The organism is Mycobacterium sp. NGS45 (genome assembly GCF_059812645.1).
Map to the genome: position 1 here is coordinate 1 of NZ_JCALDB010000028.1, position 19,391 is coordinate 19,391.

A 19,391-nucleotide genomic window follows, 5' to 3' on the forward strand; every position below is an offset into this window, starting at 1 on the left:
CTAGACCGTCCGAGTCAACCGATCGGCCAGCAGACCGGCGAACCGGGCCGGATCGTCGGGTATGTCACCCTCGGCAAGAAGCGCTGTGCCATAGATCAATTCGGCGGTCTCGTCCAACCCGGCGTCATCCCCCGGCCGGTCGACCCGGGCCTGTTGCAAACCGACGATCAGCGGATGCTTCGGGTTGAGTTCGAGAATGCGCTTGCCCATCGGCACCTGCTGCCCCGACGCGCGGTACATCCGGGCCAAGGCCGGGGTGATTCCGAAGTCGTCGGTGATCAGGCAGGCCGGCGAATCGGTCAGCCGGGTGGACAACCGCACTTCCTTGACCTGGTCGGCCAGGGCCTCCTTCAGCCAGCTCAGTAGGTCGGCGAATTCGCGTTCCTGGTCCTGCCGTTCGGCCTCGTGCGCAGCCTTCTCTTCCTCGGAATCGAGGTCCACTTCGCCCTTGGCCACCGATTGCAGCGGTTTGCCGTCGAATTCGGACACCGATCCGGTCCACACTTCGTCGACCGGGTCGGTCAGCAGCAGCACTTCGTAGCCCTTGGCCTGGAACGCCTCCAGATGCGGCGACTTCAGCAGCTGCTCGCGGGACTGGCCGGTGGCGTAGAAGATCTGTTCCTGGCCCTCCTTCATCCGAGCCACGTAGTCGGCCAAGGTGGTCGACTCGTCGTCGTGGGTGGACCCGAACGACGAGATACCCAGCAGCGCTTCCTGGTTGTCGGCATCGGAGATCAGCCCCTCTTTGAGCACCCCGCCGAAGTGGCTCCACAGCGTGCGGTAGTCGTCGGGCCGCTCGGACTGCAGGGTCTTGATGGTCGACAGCACCTTCTTGGTCAACCGCCGCCGGATCGCGCTGAGTTGTCGATCCTGCTGCAGGATTTCACGAGAGACGTTGAGCGACAGGTCCTCTGCATCCACCACGCCCTTGACGAAACGCAGGTAACGAGGCACCAGTTGGTCGCAGTCGGCCATCACGAAAACCCGTTTGACATACAACTGCACACCGGAGGCGGCGTCCCGGGTGAACAGGTCGAAGGGTGCCAGCGACGGGATGAACAGCAGCGCCTGGTAGGCGAAAGTGCCCTCGGCCTGCATCGTGATGACTTCGAGCGGGTCATCCCAGGCATGCGCGATGTGCTTGTAGAACTCCTTGTACTCCTCGTCGGAGACGTCGGCGCGGGAGCGGGCCCACAGCGCTTTCATCGAGTTCAGCGTCGCGGTCTCGACGACGGTTGCCGGTTCCTCGTCGTCTTCGCCGGCCGGGCCGGGGCGCTCGACCTGCATCCGGATCGGCCAGGCGATGAAGTCGGAGTACTTCTTCACCAGGTCGCGCAACTTCCACTCCGAGGTGTAGTCGTGCAGTTGGTCCTCGGCGTCCTCGGGCTTGAGGTGCAACGTGACCGAGGTGCCCTGCGGCGCGGTCTCGACCTCTTCGACGGTGTAGGTCCCGTCGCCGCTGGAGACCCACTTGGTGGCGCTGCTGTGGCCCGCCTTGCGGGTCAGCAACTGGACTTCGTCGGCCACCATGAAGGTCGAGTAGAACCCGACGCCGAACTGCCCGATCAGCTCCTCGGAGGCGCCGGCCCGTTGGGCTTCGCGCAGCTTCTGGCGCAGTTCGGCGGTGCCCGACTTGGCCAGCGTCCCGATCAGGTTCACCACCTCGTCACGGGTCATGCCGATGCCATTGTCGCGCACGGTCAAGGTGCGGGCGTCCCGGTCCACCTCGAGTTCGATGTGCAGATCCGAGGTGTCGACGTCCAGATCCTTGTCCCGCAACGACTCCAGCCGGAGCTTGTCCAATGCGTCGGAGGCATTCGAGATCAGCTCGCGCAGAAAGGAGTCCTTGTTGGAGTACACCGAATGGACCATCAGGTCCAAGAGCTGGCGAGCTTCGGCCTGGAACTCCAGTCGCTCGGCGGATGCCGTCATGTCTTCCTCCTGTGTCACGCGCTGCCTGTTCGACGAGTCAAGCGATTGCAGCCAGCCCCGAAAATAACACCGCGTGCGCGACCCGGAAACGGCCCCCTGCCAGCGGTCCAGCCGGCCCCGGCCGGGCGTCAATTGGCCCGATCCCGAGACAACCCGGGCACACCCAATTAACGTGGCGAGCAGCCCAACGTCGCTGGCAGATCGGATCCACGACGGATGCATCCGTGCTCGGTATCCGAGGCGAGACCAGTTGGGCACAGCGGGCTGCCGCCGGGGGGTGCAGCATTTTCGCAAGGGGGAGCGCCATGGCATCCGGCACAGTCACGCACAGTTCAGCAGCCGGGCCAGAGCCCGCCCGAACCGGCCTCGAGCACGGCAGCGCGCCGGTCACCGCGGTGGCCGTGATCGGCATGGCCTGTCGACTGCCCGGTGGGATCGATTCCCCGGAGCAACTGTGGGAAGCGCTGCTGCGGGGCGCCAACCTGGTCACCGAGATCCCGCCCGACCGCTGGGACGCCGACGACTACTACGATCCCGAACCCGGTGTGCCCGGGCGGTCGGTCTCCAAGTGGGGCGCCTTCCTCGACGATGTCGCCGGATTCGACGCCGAGTTCTTCGGCATGGGCGAGCGCGAAGCCACGCTGAGCGATCCGCAGCACCGGTTGTTGCTGGAGACCTCCTGGGAGGCCATGGAGCATGCCGGGCTGGACCGCGGCCATCTGACCGACACCCGGACCGGGGTGTTTCTGGGGTTGACGCACAACGACTACCAACTGCTCGCTGCGGATGCCGGTGCGGTGGACAAACCGTACGGCTTCATCGCGAACAACTTCAGCATGGCGTCCGGGCGGATCGCCTACGCACTCGGGCTGCACGGTCCGGCGCTGACGGTGGACACCGCGTGCTCGTCGGGCTTGGTGTCGGTGCACCTGGCCTGCCGCAGCCTGCATGAAGGAGAAAGCGATCTCGCGCTGGCCGGGGGTGTCACCCTGGCCCTGGACCCACGCAAGTGGGCAGCCGGATCGGCCGAGGGCATGCTGTCGCCGACCGGTGCATGCCACGCCTTCGACGCCGCTGCCGACGGGTTCGTGGCCGGCGAAGGCTGTGCGGTCGTGATGCTCAAACGACTCGCCGACGCCCAGCGGGACGGCGACCGGGTGCTGGCCGTCATCCGCGGCACCGCATCCAACCAGGACGGCCGCACCGTAAACATCGCCACGCCATCGCAATCGGCACAGACTGCCGCGTACCGGGATGCGTTGGCGGCGGCCCGCATCGAGCCCGCCACGGTAGGCATGGTGGAAGCCCACGGCACCGGCACGCCGACCGGCGATCCGATCGAATACGCCAGTCTGGCTGCGGTTTACGGCATCGACGGGCCCTGCGCGCTGACCTCCTCGAAGACCAACTTCGGGCATCTGCAGTCGGCTTCCGGTGCACTCGGGTTGGTCAAGGCGGTGCTCTCGGTGCAACGCGGCCTGGTGCCACCGAACCTGCACTTCAATCAGCTGCCGGAGTCGATGGCACAGATCGAGACCAACCTGTTCATCCCCACCGAGACCGCGTCCTGGCCGACCAATGGCAACGCCCCGCGCCGGGCAGCGGTGTCCGCGTACGGAGTGTCCGGCACCAATGTGCACGCCATCTTGGAGCAGGCGCCCGGCGACAGTGCGGACCCGGCTGCCCAGGGTGCCGCTACCGACACCGCGCTGTTGTTCCCGTTGACCTCGACCTCGCCCGATGAATTGCGGCGCACCGCAGGGCGGTTGGCGAACTGGCTGAACCAGCACGAGGACGTCTCGCTACCGGATCTGGCCTACACCCTGGCGCGCCGACGCGCACATCGCCCGGTGCGCACCAGCGTGATCTCGAGCAGCCGCGACGAACTCGTCGACGCGCTGCGGGAGGTCGCCGAGGGTGATACGCCGTATCAGCCCGCCGTCGGCCGTGACGATCGCGGACCAGTCTGGGTGTTCTCCGGTCAGGGCTCCCAGTGGGCCGGAATGGGTAGCGAACTGCTGACCAACGAGCCGGTGTTCGCCGCGACGGTGGCCCGAGTCGAGCCGGTGATCGCGCAGGAATCCGGCTTCTCGGTCACCGAAGCCGTGACGGGCGCCGAAACCGTCACCGGCCAAGCCAGGGTGCAGCCGACGCTGTTCACCATGCAGGTGGCGTTGGCCGCCACCCTGCAGTCCTACGGCGTGCAACCGGCCGCGGTGATCGGGCATTCGCTCGGCGAAGCCGCCGCCGCCGTCGTCGCCGGTGCCTTGTCGCCGGAAGACGGTGCCCGGGTGGTGTGCCGGCGCTCGAGGCTGATGTCGAAGGTGGCCGGCAACGGTGCCACCGCATCGGTCGAACTGCCGGCCCAGCAGGTCCTTTCCGAGTTGATGGCGCGCGGCATCAAAGACGTCGTCGTGGCCGTGGTGGCATCGCCGTCGTCGACCGTGATCGCCGGCACCGCCGACGCGGTGCGCGAGATGGTAGCGCTCTGGGAAGAACGCGATGTGCTGGCCCGCGAGGTACCCACCGACGTCGCCTTCCATTCCCCGCAAGTCGATCCGATTCTCGGCGAATTGGCCGAGGCGCTGCAGGATCTGGAGCCGATGGTTCCGACGATTCCGTTCTACTCGGCAACCTCATTCGACCCGCGCGAGCTGCAGTCGTTCGGCCCGCGCTACTGGGCCGACAACTGCCGCCGGATGGTGCGCTTCGCAACTGCCGTACAGGCCGCCCTGGAGGACGGCCACCGGGTCTTCGCCGAGTTGGCGCCGCATCCGCTGCTGGTGCGGGCACTCGATCAGACCGCCCAGAGCGTCGACGTGCCGATGACCGCACTGGCCGGTATGCGGCGCGGCCAGGAACTGCCGCATGGCCTGCGCCCGTTCGTCGGTGCCATGCACGATGCCGGTGCCGCAGTGGACTTTTCGGTGCTCTATCCGAGCGGAACCCTGCTGGACGCGCCGTTGCCCACCTGGACACACACCCGGCATTGGCTGAGCCGGACCCAGGATTCGCCGACCTACGGCGCCAGCAGTGTCATGGTGCATCCGCTGCTGGGCGAGCACGTACGACTGGCCGAAGAACCGGAACGACACGTCTGGCAAGGCGAAGTCGGCACCGGCGCACTGCCCTGGCTGGCTGATCACCAGGTGCGCAATGTGGCCGTACTGCCCGGCGCGGCATACTGCGAAATGGCTTTGGCTGCCGCACACAAGGTGCTCGGCGAGCACGTCGAGGTGCGTGACATCCGGTTCGAGGCCGCGCTGCTGATGGCCGAGCAGACCACGATCGGCGCTTCCGCGACGCTGGCCGGTCCAACTGCGGCACACTTCGTGGTCGAGACCAGCGCGGCGGGCGAGTCCATTCGGCAGGCGGTGGCGAGTTTGGTCGCCACCGATGCCGAACGACCGATCGACTACGACCTCGCCGAACTGCGTGCGGCGCACCCGGGCAGCGAGGCCGGTGACGACATCCGGGCTCGGATGGATGCCCGCGGAATGCAGTACGGGCCGGCATTCGGCGGGCTCGGTCAGGTGCATCTCGGCGACGCGGCGGCCGACACCGTCCTGGCCGAGGTGGCACTACCTCGCCAGATCCGCTCACAGCAAGACGCCTACCGGATCCACCCGGCGCTGCTCGACGCCTGTTTCCAGGCTGTGGAAGCCCACCCGAGGGTCCGAGCCCTGGGCGACGGGGCGCTCGGCCTGCCGCTGGGGATCTCGCGATTGCGCAGCTTCGGGCTGGCCCGCAACGTGCACTACTGCCTGGCCCGGGTGACGCGGGCCGACTTGTCCGGGGTGGAAGCCGACCTCGAGTTGCTCGACGAGAACGGGACGGTCTCGTTCACCGTGACCGGTCTGCGGTTGGGCGCCGGGGTGTCCGAGGACGGCCGGCAGGAGAAGGTACTCGCCGAACGCTTGTTGACCATTCAGTGGCGACCCCGCGAGTTGGCCGAGGTGGAATACGCCGAGGGTGGCAAGTGGCTGGTGATGAACACCACGCCGAGCGCCGAACCCCTGGCCGCCGACCTGGTGGCTTCGTTGAATGATCGTGGTGCACAGTGCACTTCGATGCCGTGGCCCGAACACGGCGACTTCGTCCGGATCGGTGGCGAACTCGAAGACCAACTGCGCAGCGGAGGTTTCACCGGCCTGGTGGTGTGCATGGGCCCGAAGGACGGCGATGCCACCGACCGCTCCCCGTCACTGGGCCGCGAATATGTCCAGCGGATGGTCCGGATCAGCCGCGGCCTGCCCGAGGTGGCCAACGAGCCGCCCCGGCTGTATCTGCTCACCACGGCCGCCGAGGCGGTGCTGCCCGGTGATCAGCCCAATCTGGAACAGGCCGGACTGCGCGGCCTGATGCGCGTCGTCGGCATCGAGCATCCGCACCTGCGGGCCACCCAGATCGACATCGACCACGCGACCGATACCGACCTGCTGGCCCGGCAATTGCTCAGCGGCTCGGAGGAAGACGAAACCGCGTGGCGCGACGGCCAGTGGTACGTGGCCCGGCTGGCACCCACTCCCCTGCTTCCCGAGGAACGCCGGGTCGTCACCGCCGATTTCGATCAGGCCGGAATGCGTCTGCAGATCCGTACCCCCGGCGATCTGGAGTCGCTGGAACTCGATGCCTGCGACCGGGTTCCGCCGGGGCCGGGTGAAATCGAAGTCAAGGTGAACGCGTCGAGCATCAACTTCGCCGACGTGCTGGTGGCCTTCGGCCGCTACCCCGCCTTCGACGGACGGTTGCCGCAGTTGGGTATCGACTTCGCCGGCGTGGTCACCGCGGTAGGGCCGGGGGTGACCGATCACCGGGTCGGTGACCGCGTCGGTGGCCTGTCGGCGAACGGCTGCTGGGGCAGCTATCTCACGGCCGCGGCCAACCTGGCCGCCCCGCTGCCCGATGGCCTCGACGATGCGGCGGCGGCTGCGCTCACCATCGCGACGGCGACCGCCTGGTACGGACTCACCGACATGGCGCGGATCGGGGCCGGCGACAAGGTACTGATCCACTCCGGAACCGGCGGCGTCGGACAAGCCGCGATCGCCATTGCCCGCGCGGCCGGCGCCGAAATATTCGCCACGGCCGGCAGTGCGGATCGTCGACAGATCCTGCGCGACATGGGAATCGAACATGTCTATGACTCCCGCAGCACCGAGTTCGCCGATCAGATCCGCGCCGACACCGACGGTTACGGTGTCGACATCGTGCTCAACTCGGTGCCCGGAGCGGCACAGCGGGCCGGCCTGGAGTTGCTGACCTTCGGAGGCCGCTTCGTCGAGATCGGCAAGCGCGACATCTACGGCGACACCAAACTCGGACTGTTCCCGTTCCGGCGCAACCTGTCGTTCTACGCGGTGGACCTGGCGCTCATGTCGGTCAGCCATCCGCAGAAGATCCGGGAGTTGTTGAACACGGTGTACCGGCTCACCGCGCAGGGACTACTGCCGATGCCGGACTTCACCCGTTACCCACTATCGGAGGCGGCCACCGCAATTCGGGTGATGAGCGCAGCGCAACACACCGGCAAGTTGGTGCTCGAGATTCCGCACACCGGTGCGGGCCGGGTCGTGGTGCCGCCGGCGCAGGTCCCGGTCTTCCGCGGTGACGGCTCCTACATCATCACCGGCGGTCTCGGCGGACTCGGCTTGTTCCTGGCCGAGAAGATGGCCGCGGCCGGCTGCGGCCGAATCGTGCTGTCGTCGCGGAAGACGCCGACGCCGGCGGCGTTGCAGACCATCGAGCACATCCGGTCGTTCGGTAGCGACGTGGTGGTGGAATCCGGTGACATCGTGGACCCCGCCACAGCCCGCCGGTTGGTGGCCACCGCGACCAGGACCGGCCTGCCGGTGCGCGGAGTGCTGCACGCCGCGGCAGTGATCGAGGATGCCACGCTGGGAAACATCACCGAGGAGCTGCTCGATCACGACTGGGCGCCCAAGGTGGAGGGCGCGTGGAACCTGCACAGTGCAACCCTGGAGCAGCCGCTGGACTGGTTCTGTTCGTTCTCCTCGGCCTCCGCGCTGGTGGGTTCGCCGGGGCAGGGCGCCTACGCGGCGGCCAACAGCTGGCTGGACGCGTTCACACTGTGGCGGCATTCGCAGGGCCTGCCGGCCACCGCGATCGCGTGGGGAGCGTGGGGCCAGATCGGCCGGGGCACCGCGTTGACCGAACACACCGGAGTGCAGATCACGCCCGACGAAGGCGCCTACGCCTTCGAGGCGCTGCTGCGCTACGACCGCGCCTACACCGGTTACGCGCCGATCACCGGCGCTTCCTGGTTGACCGCGTTCGCCGCGCACAGCCCGTTTGCCGAGGCATTCCGCTCCGCCGGCCAAAGCGGTTCGGGCACCAGCAAATTGCGTGCCGAGTTGGATGAGCTGCCCCGCGAAGAATGGCCGGCGCGATTGCGCCGGTTGATCGCCGATCAGGTCAACTTGATCCTGCGGCGCAGCGTCGATCCGGACCGGGCATTGGCCGAATACGGGATGGATTCGCTCGGCGCACTCGAATTGCGCACCCGCATCGAAGCCGAGACCGGAGTCCGGGTCAGCCCGAAGGACATGACCACGACCGTGCGAGATCTGGCCGCCATGGTGTGTGACGAGTTGATGCCGGCGGACGCTGCTTGAGTTGTGCTCGCCACCAGAATCTGGCCGGAACCGCCCGTTGCCGACCGTCGGGATGAAAGGCTGCGGGCATGACAAGCCAACCGCAAGCGTCCGAACAACGGATTCTGGCCGACGGCGGCGGCCTGACGGTCGTCGAGGACGGCGACCGGGTCATCGTGTTCGACCGGGGCACCGGCACACCCACCACGTGTGCGTTCGTGCTGGGAGTACTCGCGGTGCTGCTCGGCGGATTCGGGCTGGTCATGCTGATCACCGGTTCCGCTGCGCTGCCGACCTGGGCGGCCGCGGTGTTCGTCGCGCTCGGACTGGCGCTGGCAGCGCTGGTGGTGCTGCTGGTGCGCACGATCGGGCGCCGACGTCGTCAACCATTGCCGGAGCACCGCTCGGTCGCGGTACTCGATCGCAAACGCGGCCTCTTCAGCGTCGCCGGCGGCGGCCTGATCCAACTCGATCAGGTGCGGTTCGCACGTAAGTTCCAGGCCACCTCGAGCGCCCCGAAACTGGTGGCGATCACTCCGGGCGGCACCAAGGTGCTCAAACGCGGCAACCCGTTCGAGGGCAGTTTCGGTGACGTCGACGAGATCCTGAACGCCGTCGTCCAGCGCAGCGGAGTTCAGCGCAGCTGATCGGCTGCGGTCAGGCCAACCGCGAGATCACGTCGGAGACCACCGAGCCCAGCGCGACGTCCACCTGCTCGCCGGCCGCCAGGTCCTTGACGCCGATCGTGCCGGCTTCGATGTCGCGATCGCCGGCCACCAACGCCAGCGCGGCACCCGAGCGGTCGGCCGCGCGCATCGCGCCCTTGAGGCCACGGTCGCCGTAAGCCATGTCGACCCGCACCCCGGCGGCCCGCAGTTTGGCTGCCAGCGGCACCAACGCGGCCCTGGCCTGCTGACCCAGCGGAACGCAGAACACGTCGACCCGGGAACCGGAACCGGCGGTCTTGCCCTCGGCCTGCAACGCCAACAGCGTGCGATCCACCCCCAACCCAAAGCCGATGCCGGACAGGTCTTGTCCGCCGAGCTGACGCATCAACCCGTCGTAGCGACCACCGCCGCCGATCCCGGATTGAGCGCCGAGCCCGTCGTGCACGAACTCGAACGTGGTCTTGGTGTAGTAATCCAGCCCGCGCACCATCCGCGGGTTGATCACATACGGCACATCCAGCGCGTCCAGATAGCCCAGAACCGCCTCGAAGTGCTCCTTGGCCGCATCCGAGAGATGATCGAGCATCACCGGCGCGTCAGCGGTCATCGCCTTGACCTCGGGCCGCTTGTCGTCGAGCACGCGCAACGGGTTGAGCTCGGCGCGCTGGCGGGTGGGCTCGTCGAGATCGAGTTTGAACAGGAACTCCTGCAACAACTCTCGATACGGGCCACGGCAGGTGTCATCGCCCAGCGAGGTGATCTCCAACCGGAAGCCGGTCAGCCCGAGCGAGCGGAAGCCGGCATCGGCCACCGCGATCACCTCGGCATCCAGCGCCGGATCGTCGACGCCGATCGCTTCGACGCCGACCTGCTGCAGCTGCCGGTAGCGCCCGGCCTGCGGACGCTCGTAGCGGAAGAACGGACCGGCGTAGCAGAGCTTGACCGGCAGCGCGCCGCGGTCCAACCCGTGCTCGATGACCGCGCGCATCGCGCCGGCGGTGCCCTCCGGGCGCAGCGTCACCGAGCGGTCACCCCGGTCGGCGAAGGTGTACATCTCCTTGGACACCACATCGGTGGACTCCCCCACGCCGCGCGCGAACAGCGCGGTGTCCTCGAAGATCGGCAGCTCGATGTCGCCGTATCCGGCGCGCCGCGCGGCCGTCAGCAGACCGTCGCGAACCGCCACGAACTGCGCCGAATCCGGCGGCAGGTAGTCCGGCACGCCCTTGGGCGCCTTGAAGTCACTCACTGGGTCGAATCCTCGGGTTGAAGCGGCGTTCGTCGCCGATCGTGGTCGACGGACCGTGGCCCGGTAATACCACGACGACGTCGTCGAGCACCATTAGTTTGTCTCGCACCGAATGCAGCGCTCGGACCGGGTCGGCGTCGTGCCCGGGCCGGCCCACCGTCCGGGCACCCAGCGCATCGCCGGTGAAGACCACCTCGACGGGCCCTTCGTCGGTGTCGGCACTGACCCGGTAGGCCACCGACCCGGCGGTGTGCCCGGGTACATGGTGCAGGTGCACATCGAGACCGCCGACCTGCAGGACGCCGCCGTCGTCGCCCGGTGCCTCGATGCGTTCCGGCGGATCTGTGAGCAGATCGTGGTCGGCCGGGTGCAGGTAGGCCGGGATCTCCCAGCCCTCGCACACGTCGTAGGCCGACGCCGCATGGCCGGGATGACCGTGCGTGAGCAGCACCGCGGCCGGCGTCAGATCATTGCTCGCAAAGTAGTACTCCAGCGTGGCGACGGCGTCCTCAGCTGGGTCGATGACGATCGCCGGGCCGCCGGCGCGGGCCGCCACCAAATAGCAGTTCACGTCGCGCGGCCCGACGGAAAACCCAGCGATCAGCACACCGGACAGTGTCTCAGGTAGCGGGCGGCCCCCAGGTCAGGGCACCTGTGGCCGAGATCGTCGGGCTGAACTGGCACACTCGATGCCGGAGATTTCACCGGTTCGAACACGGAGGACAGCCCCAGTGCCGACGAACGAACAGCGACGCGCGAACGCCAAGCGCAAACTGGAACGGCAACTGCAGCGCCAGGAGGCCACCGCGCGGCGCAACCGCATCATCGCGATCAGCGCGGCCGCCGTCGTCGCGGTGCTGGTCATCACGGGGGTCCTGATCGGCGTCGTGCTCAAGAGCGGCGATTCCGACGACACCGCCGCTGCGCCGGACCAGACGACGACGTCGGCGCCGGCTGACCCCACCTCGGCGGCTCCGGCTGAGTCCACCTCGAAGGCTCCGGGGCCGACCAGCGCACCGCCACGCAACGGCGAGTTGCCGCCGTTCGTCCCCTCGGCCGACCTGGGGGCGAACTGCCAATACCCCTCCGACGGCTCACCGGCCTCCAAGGAGAACACCCCGCCCCGCACCGGCCGAGTGCCCACCGATCCAGCCCTGGTCAGTGCCAGCATGTCGACCAACATGGGCAACCTGGGTCTGCAACTCGACAACGGCAAATCGCCGTGCACGGTGAACAGCTTCGCCAGCCTGGCCCAACAGGGCTACTTCAACGACACCGTCTGCCACCGGCTGACCAACTCACCGAGTCTGAATGTGCTGCAGTGCGGTGATCCGACTGGGACCGGCACCGGTGGGCCCGGCTACGGGTTCGTCAACGAGTACCCCACCGACCAGTACCCCGAGGGTGATGCCGGTCTGAAGATGCCGGTGCGGTACCCGCGCGGCACGCTGGCGATGGCCAACACCGGCCAGCCCGGCTCCAATGGCAGCCAGTTCTTCCTGGTGTACGCCGACAGTTACTTGCCGCCGAACTACACGGTGTTCGGCACCATCGACGAGCTCGGCTTGGCCACCTTGGACCGGATCGCGGAGACCGGTACCAAGGACGGCCAACCCGACGGCGAGCCCAAGGACGAGGTCCGGATCACTGCGCTCGGACTCGATTAAGCTTGCGCCCGGCCGTTCAGGCTTTTTCGAGTGGGGGTAGGGATGAGCGATGAGTCCACCGGTCCCGTGCGGCCGCCGGACCCAAGCCCGCAGTACGACTTTCCACCGGGTGCATCGACCCGACACGGTGGGCCAGCGGGTGCGCCGCCCCAGTTCGGCGGGCCGGCGGGTGCACCACCCCAGTTCGACGGGGCGGCGGGTACAGCACCGCAGTTCGTCGGGCCGGCCGATGCACCACCGCAGCCCGGCTGGCCAGCGGGTGCACCGCCCCAGTTCGGTTGGCCAGCGGGTGCACCGCCCCAGTTCGGCGGGCCAGCGGGTGCACCACCGCAGTTCGGCGGGCCAGCCGGTGCACCGCCCCAGTTCGGTTGGCAGCCACCGCAACCCGCGCCTTCCGGCGACAAAGGGTTGCGCGTCGCGTTAGCGGTACTGGCAGTCGTGCTGGTCGCCGTCTACGCCGTCATGGGTCTGCTCACCAAAGACTTCTGGGCCGGCGGGCCGCCACGAGACGGCGTCCGGGTCACCTTGTCCGCGCAGACGTCCGACGGCGCCGAACCGACGGCGGACGAGCTGGCCCAGACCCAGCAGATCTTGGCTCACCGGTTACGTGCAGCCGGAGCCGGTGGCGCCGAAATCACCGTGCAGGACACCGATCTGATTGTCGAGGTGCCCGGCGATGCCGATGGCCTGGATGCGCTGATCCAGCCCGGCCAACTGCATTTCCGTCCGGTCGTGCGGGCCATCCCACTGGCCAACCTTCCGTCACCCGAAGACCAAGCCTCGCAGACGGATCCGCCGCGCGATCCCGCCGAACGCCTGAAGCTCGAAAAAACCATGCGGCAGAGCGGCAACGAGATCGGGCAGATCCTCGGCCTGCAGTACATGACCCAACGGTGCGACGAAGAGGACGTGCTGGTCGGTCACGACGACCCGAGCCTGCCGTTGATCACCTGCTCGACCGACGGCGAGACCGTCTACCTGCTGGACAGATCGGTCCTGAGCGGAGAGCAGATCGCCGACGCCACCTCTGGTCTGAACTCACAGACCGGTCAGAACGTCATCGACCTGCAATTCGACGACGAGGGCGCCAAGATCTGGTCGGACTTCACGTCCGCCAACGTCGGCGCCCAGACCGCCTTCACCGTCGATGCCCGCGTGGTCAGCGCACCGGTGATAAACGAACCGATCCCCAGCGGGAACACCCAGATCACCGGTCAGTTCACGGTCGATGAGGCAGAGGACTTGGCGGCCAAGCTGAGCGCCCCGGGTCTGCCGGTCATCTTGACGATCCACGACAGCACACCGGTCCCCGTTGCCGGCACACCACCGTCGACCTCGATGCGGGTGCTGATGCTGGCCCTCGGTGCATCGGTGGCACTGGTCGTGATCGGCGTGCTGACCTACTTTGCTCTGCGCCGAGGCGGGTCGGCCGCTCGCTGACGGCCTCGCGCTCTTCCGTCTACCGGTCTGGACCGGGATTCCGTGTCACGGACCTTCTCTGCACAATCGGAAAGTTTGGTGGAACCGTCGCCAGACCTGGCGCGTCAAAGGGGTATGAACTACTACCCCGCCGACGAGTTCGGCCTCATCCGTAGGAGTACCGCAATCAAGTCTGGATTCACGGACAGCGAGATCACTGCCGCGGTTCGCGCGCGGACACTGCTGCGCGTGTACCCAGGCGTGTACGTCCCAGCCGATCGCTCATTCGATGGGCCTGACGGTGCGCAGCGGCTCCACCGAATGCAGGCGATTGCGGTCGCAACCTCCGAATTACGGCATGCAGAGCATGCACCGTTGAGCCATGCGTCGGCCGCCGCACTGCTCGGCGTACCGCTCCTCAAGCCCAACATTTCGCGCGTACACGTAATAACCGGAAAGCGCTCCGGGGGTTCGATAGATCGCTACCGGCACCGTCATCCCGCCGAAGTGAATGCCAGCGAGATCACCATCGTCGATGGCATCGCAGTTACCACGCTGGAGCGAACCGCGGTTGACGTCGCCGCCACCGGCACCTTCGCCCAGGCGCTTACCGTCTTCGACCAAGCATTGCGCGCCGGGGCGTCGCGTCAGTTGATGGGCGAGATCCTGACCAGCCGACGGCGCCGCGGCGGAGGGCATGCACGACGCGCGCTACCAGTGGCCACCGCGCTCGCTGAAAGCGTTGGCGAATCATGGAGCCGCGCCCAGATGCTCGAAGCAGGACTTCCGGCCCCACGTCTGCAACACGAACTTCAGTGCGCCGCAAATAGTTACCGAACAGATTTCGATTGGTCCGGTGAACTGATCGGTGAGTTCGATGGATTGCACAAGTATGGACGCCTACGCCAGGCCGGAGAGAGCGAAGCCGACGCCGTCATCCGGGAGAAGCTACGGGAAGACGATCTGCGTGCTACCGGCGCGATGGTGCTGCGCTGGACCTGGGCGGAGTTAGAAGCACGACTCCTGGTGGATAAGCTGAAGCCATGGCTGGCCCGATTAGGGTTGCTCAGCACCGGCTAGTGAGACTGAACATATTGCCGCTCAGCGGTTTTGGTGCCGCTAATAGAATTCAATAAGCGCGAACGAAACGGTTGAGCGGGAGCAACTTCGGTCGGCGGGAGCAACTGCGGTCAGCGGGGGCACGGGCGGCAACCAGTCAGGCTGCTGAGGTCACCCGGTACACGTCGTAGACGCCTTCGACGTTGCGCACCACATTGAGCACATGCCCGAGATGTTTCGGGTCGCCCATCTCGAAGGTGAACCGGCTCACCGCAACTCGGTCATCCGACGTGGTCACCTGCGCCGAGAGGATGTTCACTTTTTCATCGGCCAGCACCCGCGTCACGTCGGAGAGCAGTCGATGCCGATCCAGCGCCTCGACCTGGATGGCCACCAGGAACACCGACGACGGCCCGGGCGCCCACTGGACCTCGATGATGCGTTCGGACTGTTCTTGCAGCGAAGCGGCATTGGTGCAGTCGGTGCGGTGCACACTGACCCCGCCGCCGCGGGTGACGAAGCCCATGATCACGTCGCCGGGCACCGGCGTGCAGCACTTGGCCAGCTTGGTCAAGGTACCGGGCGCCCCCGGCACCGCCACGCCGACGTCTTCGTTACTACGTTGGCGCACCGGCACACTGGACGGGGTGAGCCGCTCGGCGATCTCGTCCTCGGCGTCGTCTTCACCGCCGAATTGTGCGATCAGTTGCTGCACCACGTGCCGCGCCGAGATGCGCCCCTCGCCGATCGCGGTATACAGAGCAGACACGTCGGTGTACCGGAGCTCGCGGGCCAGCGCAGCCATCGACTCGCCAGTCATCAAGCGCTGCAACGGGAGTCCTCCGCGACGCACCTCACGGGCGATCGCGTCCTTGCCGGACTCCAGGGCCTCCTCGCGACGTTCTTTGGCGAACCACTGCCGGATCTTGGCCTTCGCCCGCGGCGAACCGACGAAGGTCTGCCAATCCCGCGACGGCCCGGCGTTGAGCGCCTTGGAGGTGAACACCTCGACCACTTCGCCGTTTTCCAGCTTGCGTTCCAGCGCCACCAACCGGCCGTTGACCCGCGCGCCGATACAGCGATGCCCCACCTCGGTGTGCACCGCGTAGGCGAAGTCCACCGGCGTGGAACCGGCCGGCAGCGTGACCACATCCCCCTTCGGGGTGAACACGAAGATCTCCTGCACCGCCAGGTCATAGCGCAGCGACTCCAGGAACTCGCCTGGGTCGGCGGCTTCCCGCTGCCAGTCCAGCAGTTGCCGCATCCAGGCCATGTCGTCGACCTCGGCGGCGGCATGGTTGGCCGGAACACCGTTGCGGCCCTTGGATTCTTTGTACCGCCAGTGCGCAGCGATACCGTACTCGGCGGTGCGGTGCATGTCGCGGGTGCGGATCTGCACCTCGAGCGGCTTGCCCTCCGGGCCGACCACCGTGGTGTGCAAAGACTGGTACACGCCGTAGCGCGGTTGGGCGATGTAGTCCTTGAATCGGCCCGCCATCGGCTGCCACAGCGAGTGCACCACGCCGACGGCGGCATAGCAGTCCCGGATCTCATCGCACAGGATCCGCACCCCGACCAGGTCGTGGATGTCGTCGAAGTCGCGGCCCTTGACGATCATCTTCTGGTAGATGGACCAATAGTGCTTGGGCCGGCCTTCGACCGCGGCGTTGATCCGTGAAGCAGTCAAGGTGGCGATGATCTCCGCGCGCACCTTGGCCAGATAGGTATCCCGTGACGGCGCCCGGTCGGCCACCAGGCGCACGATCTCCTCGTACTTCTTGGGGTGCAGGATCGCGAACGACAGGTCTTCGAGCTCCCACTTGACCGTGGCCATGCCGAGTCGATGCGCCAGCGGGGCAATGACTTCCAGCGTCTCGCGGGCCTTGCGGGCCTGCTTCTCCGGCGGCAGGAAGCGCATGGTGCGCATGTTGTGCAACCGGTCGGCGACCTTGATCACCAGCACCCGCGGATCGCGCGCCATCGCGATGATCATCTTGCGGATGGTCTCGGCTTCGGCGGCGGTACCGAGCACCACCCGATCCAGTTTGGTGACCCCGTCGACCAGGTGACCCACTTCGTCACCGAACTCGGCGGTCAGCGCCTCGAGTGTGTATCCGGTGTCCTCGACGGTGTCGTGCAACAACGCAGCAACCAGCGTCGTGGTGTCCATGCCGAGCTCGGCCAGGATGTTCGCGACGGCCAGTGGATGGGTGATGTACGGGTCGCCGGACTTGCGCAGCTGGGTGGCGTGCCGCTCCTCGGCGATCGCGTAGGCCCGCTGCAGCACCGACAGGTCGGCCTTGGGGTAGATCTCGCGATGGACCGCGACCAGCGGCTCGAGCACCGGGTTGATGCCGGCGCGCTGCGAGGTCATCCGCCGCGCCAGCCGGGCCCGAACCCGCCGCGAGGCGCTGCTGGGCGCCTTGGGGGTCTCCGGCGCAGGGTCGGCCGCGCGCCCTTCGGCACGGCGGTCCGACGCAGCTGGCAGCGTGGTCTGCTCCTCAGCCATGGCCGTCACCTCCCAATCAGCTAACGCGTCACGGTTCCCAGGGTATCGCCGAAACCGTCCAGATCAGACTCGATGCAGGCTGGTCACGTCCAGCGCGCCGAGGTTGGCCCGCCCGCCCAGGTCGGTGAGTTCCAGAACGACGCCGGCGCCGGTGACCAGCGCACCGGAATCGGTCAGCAGCCGACAGGCCGCGACGATCGTTCCGCCGGTGGCCAAAACGTCGTCGACGACGAACACCCGCCGGCCGGAAAGCTCGATGCCCTCGGCCGGAATCTCCAGCGTCGCCGAACCGTACTCCAGGTCGTAGCGTTCGCTGCGCACCGGCGGCGGCAGTTTGCCGCCCTTGCGCACCGCCAGCACACCGGTGCCGAGCCGGGTCGCCACCGCAGCGCCGAGCAGGAACCCGCGCGCATCGATACCGGCGATCAGGTCGGCGCCGCCGGCCAGGGCGGCCAGCCCATCGGTGACCGCGGCCAGCCCGTCCCGATCGGCCAGCAGCGGGGTGAGGTCCTTGAACGCCACCCCAGGTTCGGGGAAATCGGCCACTTCCCGCAGTCTGGCGCCGATCAGCGCCGACAGCGCACCGGCATCCAGCGAGCCCGAGGTCATGACCGGATCACCCAGCGGTCCATGTTCCACCCGGCTCCCCACCGGGTCGGATTGGCACTGACCGCGTACGCCCGCTTGGTGGTGATCAGGGTGCGCTGCTGGCGGAACAGCGGCAGCGTCGGCATGTCGTTCCACAGCACCGGCGCGCCCTCCCCGATCAGCCGGCTCTGTTCCTTGGGATCGACGGTGACCGCCAGCGCCGAGATGACACCGTCGATCTGGCCGTTGCCGTACCCGGACAGGTTGTTGCCGTTGCCGGTGAACAGCGTGTAGGCATCCATCGCCGAGGACCCGGTCGAGCCGGCTCCGGTCGCCCCGCCGGTGCTGGCGATCAGGACGTCGATCTGACCGTCGAGCAGCGCCCGCGGCCCGACGGTTTCCGACGACGCGTCGGTGACGGTGATTCCGGCCGCCGCACACGAGTTGGCGATCGCACCGACGGTCGCGGCCAACCGCGCGTTGGGGGTCTGATAGCCGATCCGCACGGTCAGCGGTTCGCCGTCGAGCTCCGCGCGCGCCGCCTCCGGGTTGGCCACCATGAACTGGCCGGCCTCGGCGCGGGCCTCGGCGGCCGCCAGCGCGTCATCGCGGGCGGTGTTGAGCCGCACGTTGCTGACCGGCAGCTCGACGCTGGCGGCGATCTGGTCGCGCGGCGTGCAGAACGCCAGCGCACGCCGCGCCGGGATCGCCGCCATCGGTCCCTGCCGGGAGAAGATCAGGCTTTCGATACCGGCCGCCGGGGTCTCGGTGCGGTCGTACCCGTCCGGCCCGTCCGGGATGGTCAGTGTGCCCGAGGATCCAGTGGCGATGTCGACGACGTCGAAGCTGCCGTCGTTGATCCGGTCCTGCACCTCGGTGCTGCGCGGCCACACCGTGATCCGCTCGGTGACCGGCTTGGTGGCCCACCACTTGTCGTTGGCGACCAGCACCACGGCGCCGTCGTCGCGCACGGATTCGATCTTGTACGGACCTGAGGATGGGAAGCGTTTCAGGTCGAGGTCGGGCGTGAGTTCCCAGATGGTGTTCCAGGCCTGCGCGACGCGGTCGATCTGCACCGGATCGTTGGACTGCAGCGCGGCGACCACACCGCCGTCACCGAGGCCGAGCTCGTCGGCGATGACGTGCGCGGGCATCATGCTGGTCGCGGTGAACAACTGGTTGTAGTCGGTGATGTTGCGCTGGATCGCGAACGACACCCGGGCCCGCTTCTGACCGGGTTGGCAGTCGATGGTCGCAATGTCGAGGTAGCCGGCCCGGCTGGCGGCGTCGAACTGCGGATACCGCCCGGACTGTGCGACCCAGGCCAGCACCATGTCGTCACAGGTCACTGGTTTGCCGTCGGAATAGACCGCGTTATCGGCGATCTGGTAGTCGAGCACCAGCGGTTCGCGGCCCACCACCGAGATCGTCCCGAAGTCGTGGTCGGCGACCACCTGACCGTCCGGGCCGTGGTAGCCGAACCCGGTCAGCACCCGGCCGAATGCCTGCGGCCCGGCCGACGCCGCGCCTGCCACGGTGTTGGTGTTGTAGGTGCTCAGGGTGCCGTCGACGGCGTAGTCGACGTTGTCCCGCGCGCCGCGCCCACACGACGTCAGCGCCGCGGTCAGCGCGATGACGGCGGCCAGCACGACCGTGCCGCGTACCCAGGACCGCGCACGCATGCGC

General features: G+C 67.6%; 11 protein-coding genes. 5 read left to right on the forward strand and 6 right to left on the reverse strand.

Translation table 11 applies throughout. The features are described 5' to 3' along the window. Entirely contained in the window at nucleotides 1-1,932 is a 1,932-nt protein-coding gene (htpG, locus tag AC5Y3P_RS20220; protein WP_500047724.1) for a molecular chaperone HtpG, read from the reverse strand. 305 nt (nucleotides 1,933-2,237) lie between these two features. On the opposite strand from htpG, the gene pks2 reads away from it, so the two are divergent. Both pks2 and AC5Y3P_RS20230 read left to right on the forward strand, forming a co-directional pair. Next, the gene (gene pks2 / locus AC5Y3P_RS20225; protein ID WP_500047725.1) at nucleotides 2,238-8,567 is read left to right on the forward strand and encodes a sulfolipid-1 biosynthesis phthioceranic/hydroxyphthioceranic acid synthase; all 6,330 of its coding nucleotides are present in this window, start codon (nucleotides 2,238-2,240) and stop codon (nucleotides 8,565-8,567) included. A gap of 68 nt (nucleotides 8,568-8,635) precedes the next feature. Beyond that, nucleotides 8,636-9,193 (forward strand): hypothetical protein, encoded by a 558-nt coding sequence (locus AC5Y3P_RS20230; RefSeq protein WP_500047726.1) that lies wholly within the window; start codon nucleotides 8,636-8,638, stop codon nucleotides 9,191-9,193. A gap of 10 nt (nucleotides 9,194-9,203) precedes the next feature. Here AC5Y3P_RS20230 and hisS read toward each other — a convergent pair whose 3' ends face one another. Both hisS and AC5Y3P_RS20240 read right to left on the reverse strand, forming a co-directional pair. Further along, nucleotides 9,204-10,463, reverse strand: a complete 1,260-nt coding sequence (gene hisS / locus AC5Y3P_RS20235) for a histidine--tRNA ligase (protein WP_500047727.1) — start codon at nucleotides 10,461-10,463, stop codon at nucleotides 9,204-9,206. After that, entirely contained in the window at nucleotides 10,456-11,070 is a 615-nt protein-coding gene (locus AC5Y3P_RS20240; protein ID WP_500047728.1) for an MBL fold metallo-hydrolase, read from the reverse strand. The genes hisS and AC5Y3P_RS20240 overlap by 8 nt, the downstream gene beginning before the upstream one ends. 124 nt (nucleotides 11,071-11,194) lie before the next feature. On the opposite strand from AC5Y3P_RS20240, the gene AC5Y3P_RS20245 reads away from it, so the two are divergent. From AC5Y3P_RS20245 to AC5Y3P_RS20255, 3 genes are all read left to right on the forward strand, one after another. Continuing rightward, nucleotides 11,195-12,130, forward strand: a complete 936-nt coding sequence (locus tag AC5Y3P_RS20245) for a peptidylprolyl isomerase (RefSeq protein WP_500047729.1) — start codon at nucleotides 11,195-11,197, stop codon at nucleotides 12,128-12,130. 438 nt (nucleotides 12,131-12,568) lie between these two features. Beyond that, a complete protein-coding gene (locus tag AC5Y3P_RS20250; protein ID WP_500047730.1) occupies nucleotides 12,569-13,570 on the forward strand; it encodes a SecDF P1 head subdomain-containing protein in 1,002 nt (333 codons plus the stop codon). Between the two features lie 114 nt (nucleotides 13,571-13,684). Further along, on the forward strand, nucleotides 13,685-14,629 hold the full coding sequence (locus AC5Y3P_RS20255) for a hypothetical protein (protein ID WP_500047731.1): 945 nt from the start codon (nucleotides 13,685-13,687) through the stop codon (nucleotides 14,627-14,629). A 136-nt stretch (nucleotides 14,630-14,765) separates the two neighbouring features. On the opposite strand, the gene AC5Y3P_RS20260 is transcribed toward AC5Y3P_RS20255, so the two are convergent. The 3 genes from AC5Y3P_RS20260 to AC5Y3P_RS20270 form a co-directional block, all read right to left on the reverse strand. After that, entirely contained in the window at nucleotides 14,766-17,117 is a 2,352-nt protein-coding gene (locus tag AC5Y3P_RS20260) for a RelA/SpoT family protein (RefSeq protein ID WP_500047732.1), read from the reverse strand. 63 nt (nucleotides 17,118-17,180) lie between these two features. Then, complete coding sequence (locus AC5Y3P_RS20265) at nucleotides 17,181-17,726, reverse strand: adenine phosphoribosyltransferase (protein WP_500047733.1); 546 nt, start codon at nucleotides 17,724-17,726, stop codon at nucleotides 17,181-17,183. Next, nucleotides 17,723-19,387, reverse strand: a complete 1,665-nt coding sequence (locus AC5Y3P_RS20270) for an ABC transporter substrate-binding protein (protein WP_500047734.1) — start codon at nucleotides 19,385-19,387, stop codon at nucleotides 17,723-17,725. Before AC5Y3P_RS20270 ends, AC5Y3P_RS20265 begins: the two co-directional genes overlap by 4 nt. Between the last annotated feature and the right edge of the window lie 4 nt (nucleotides 19,388-19,391).

What these genes read in the sequence shown, in the direction of transcription:
- htpG (WP_500047724.1), bottom strand. Translation starts at nt 1,932, where the DNA reads ATGACGGCATCCGCCGAGCGACTGGAGTTCCAGGCCGAAGCTCGCCAG.
- pks2 (WP_500047725.1), top strand. Translation starts at nt 2,238, where the DNA reads ATGGCATCCGGCACAGTCACGCACAGTTCAGCAGCCGGGCCAGAGCCC.
- AC5Y3P_RS20230 (WP_500047726.1), top strand. Translation starts at nt 8,636, where the DNA reads ATGACAAGCCAACCGCAAGCGTCCGAACAACGGATTCTGGCCGACGGC.
- AC5Y3P_RS20255 (WP_500047731.1), top strand. Translation starts at nt 13,685, where the DNA reads ATGAACTACTACCCCGCCGACGAGTTCGGCCTCATCCGTAGGAGTACC.
- AC5Y3P_RS20260 (WP_500047732.1), bottom strand. Translation starts at nt 17,117, where the DNA reads ATGGCTGAGGAGCAGACCACGCTGCCAGCTGCGTCGGACCGCCGTGCC.
- AC5Y3P_RS20265 (WP_500047733.1), bottom strand. Translation starts at nt 17,726, where the DNA reads ATGACCTCGGGCTCGCTGGATGCCGGTGCGCTGTCGGCGCTGATCGGC.
- AC5Y3P_RS20270 (WP_500047734.1), bottom strand. Translation starts at nt 19,387, where the DNA reads ATGCGTGCGCGGTCCTGGGTACGCGGCACGGTCGTGCTGGCCGCCGTC.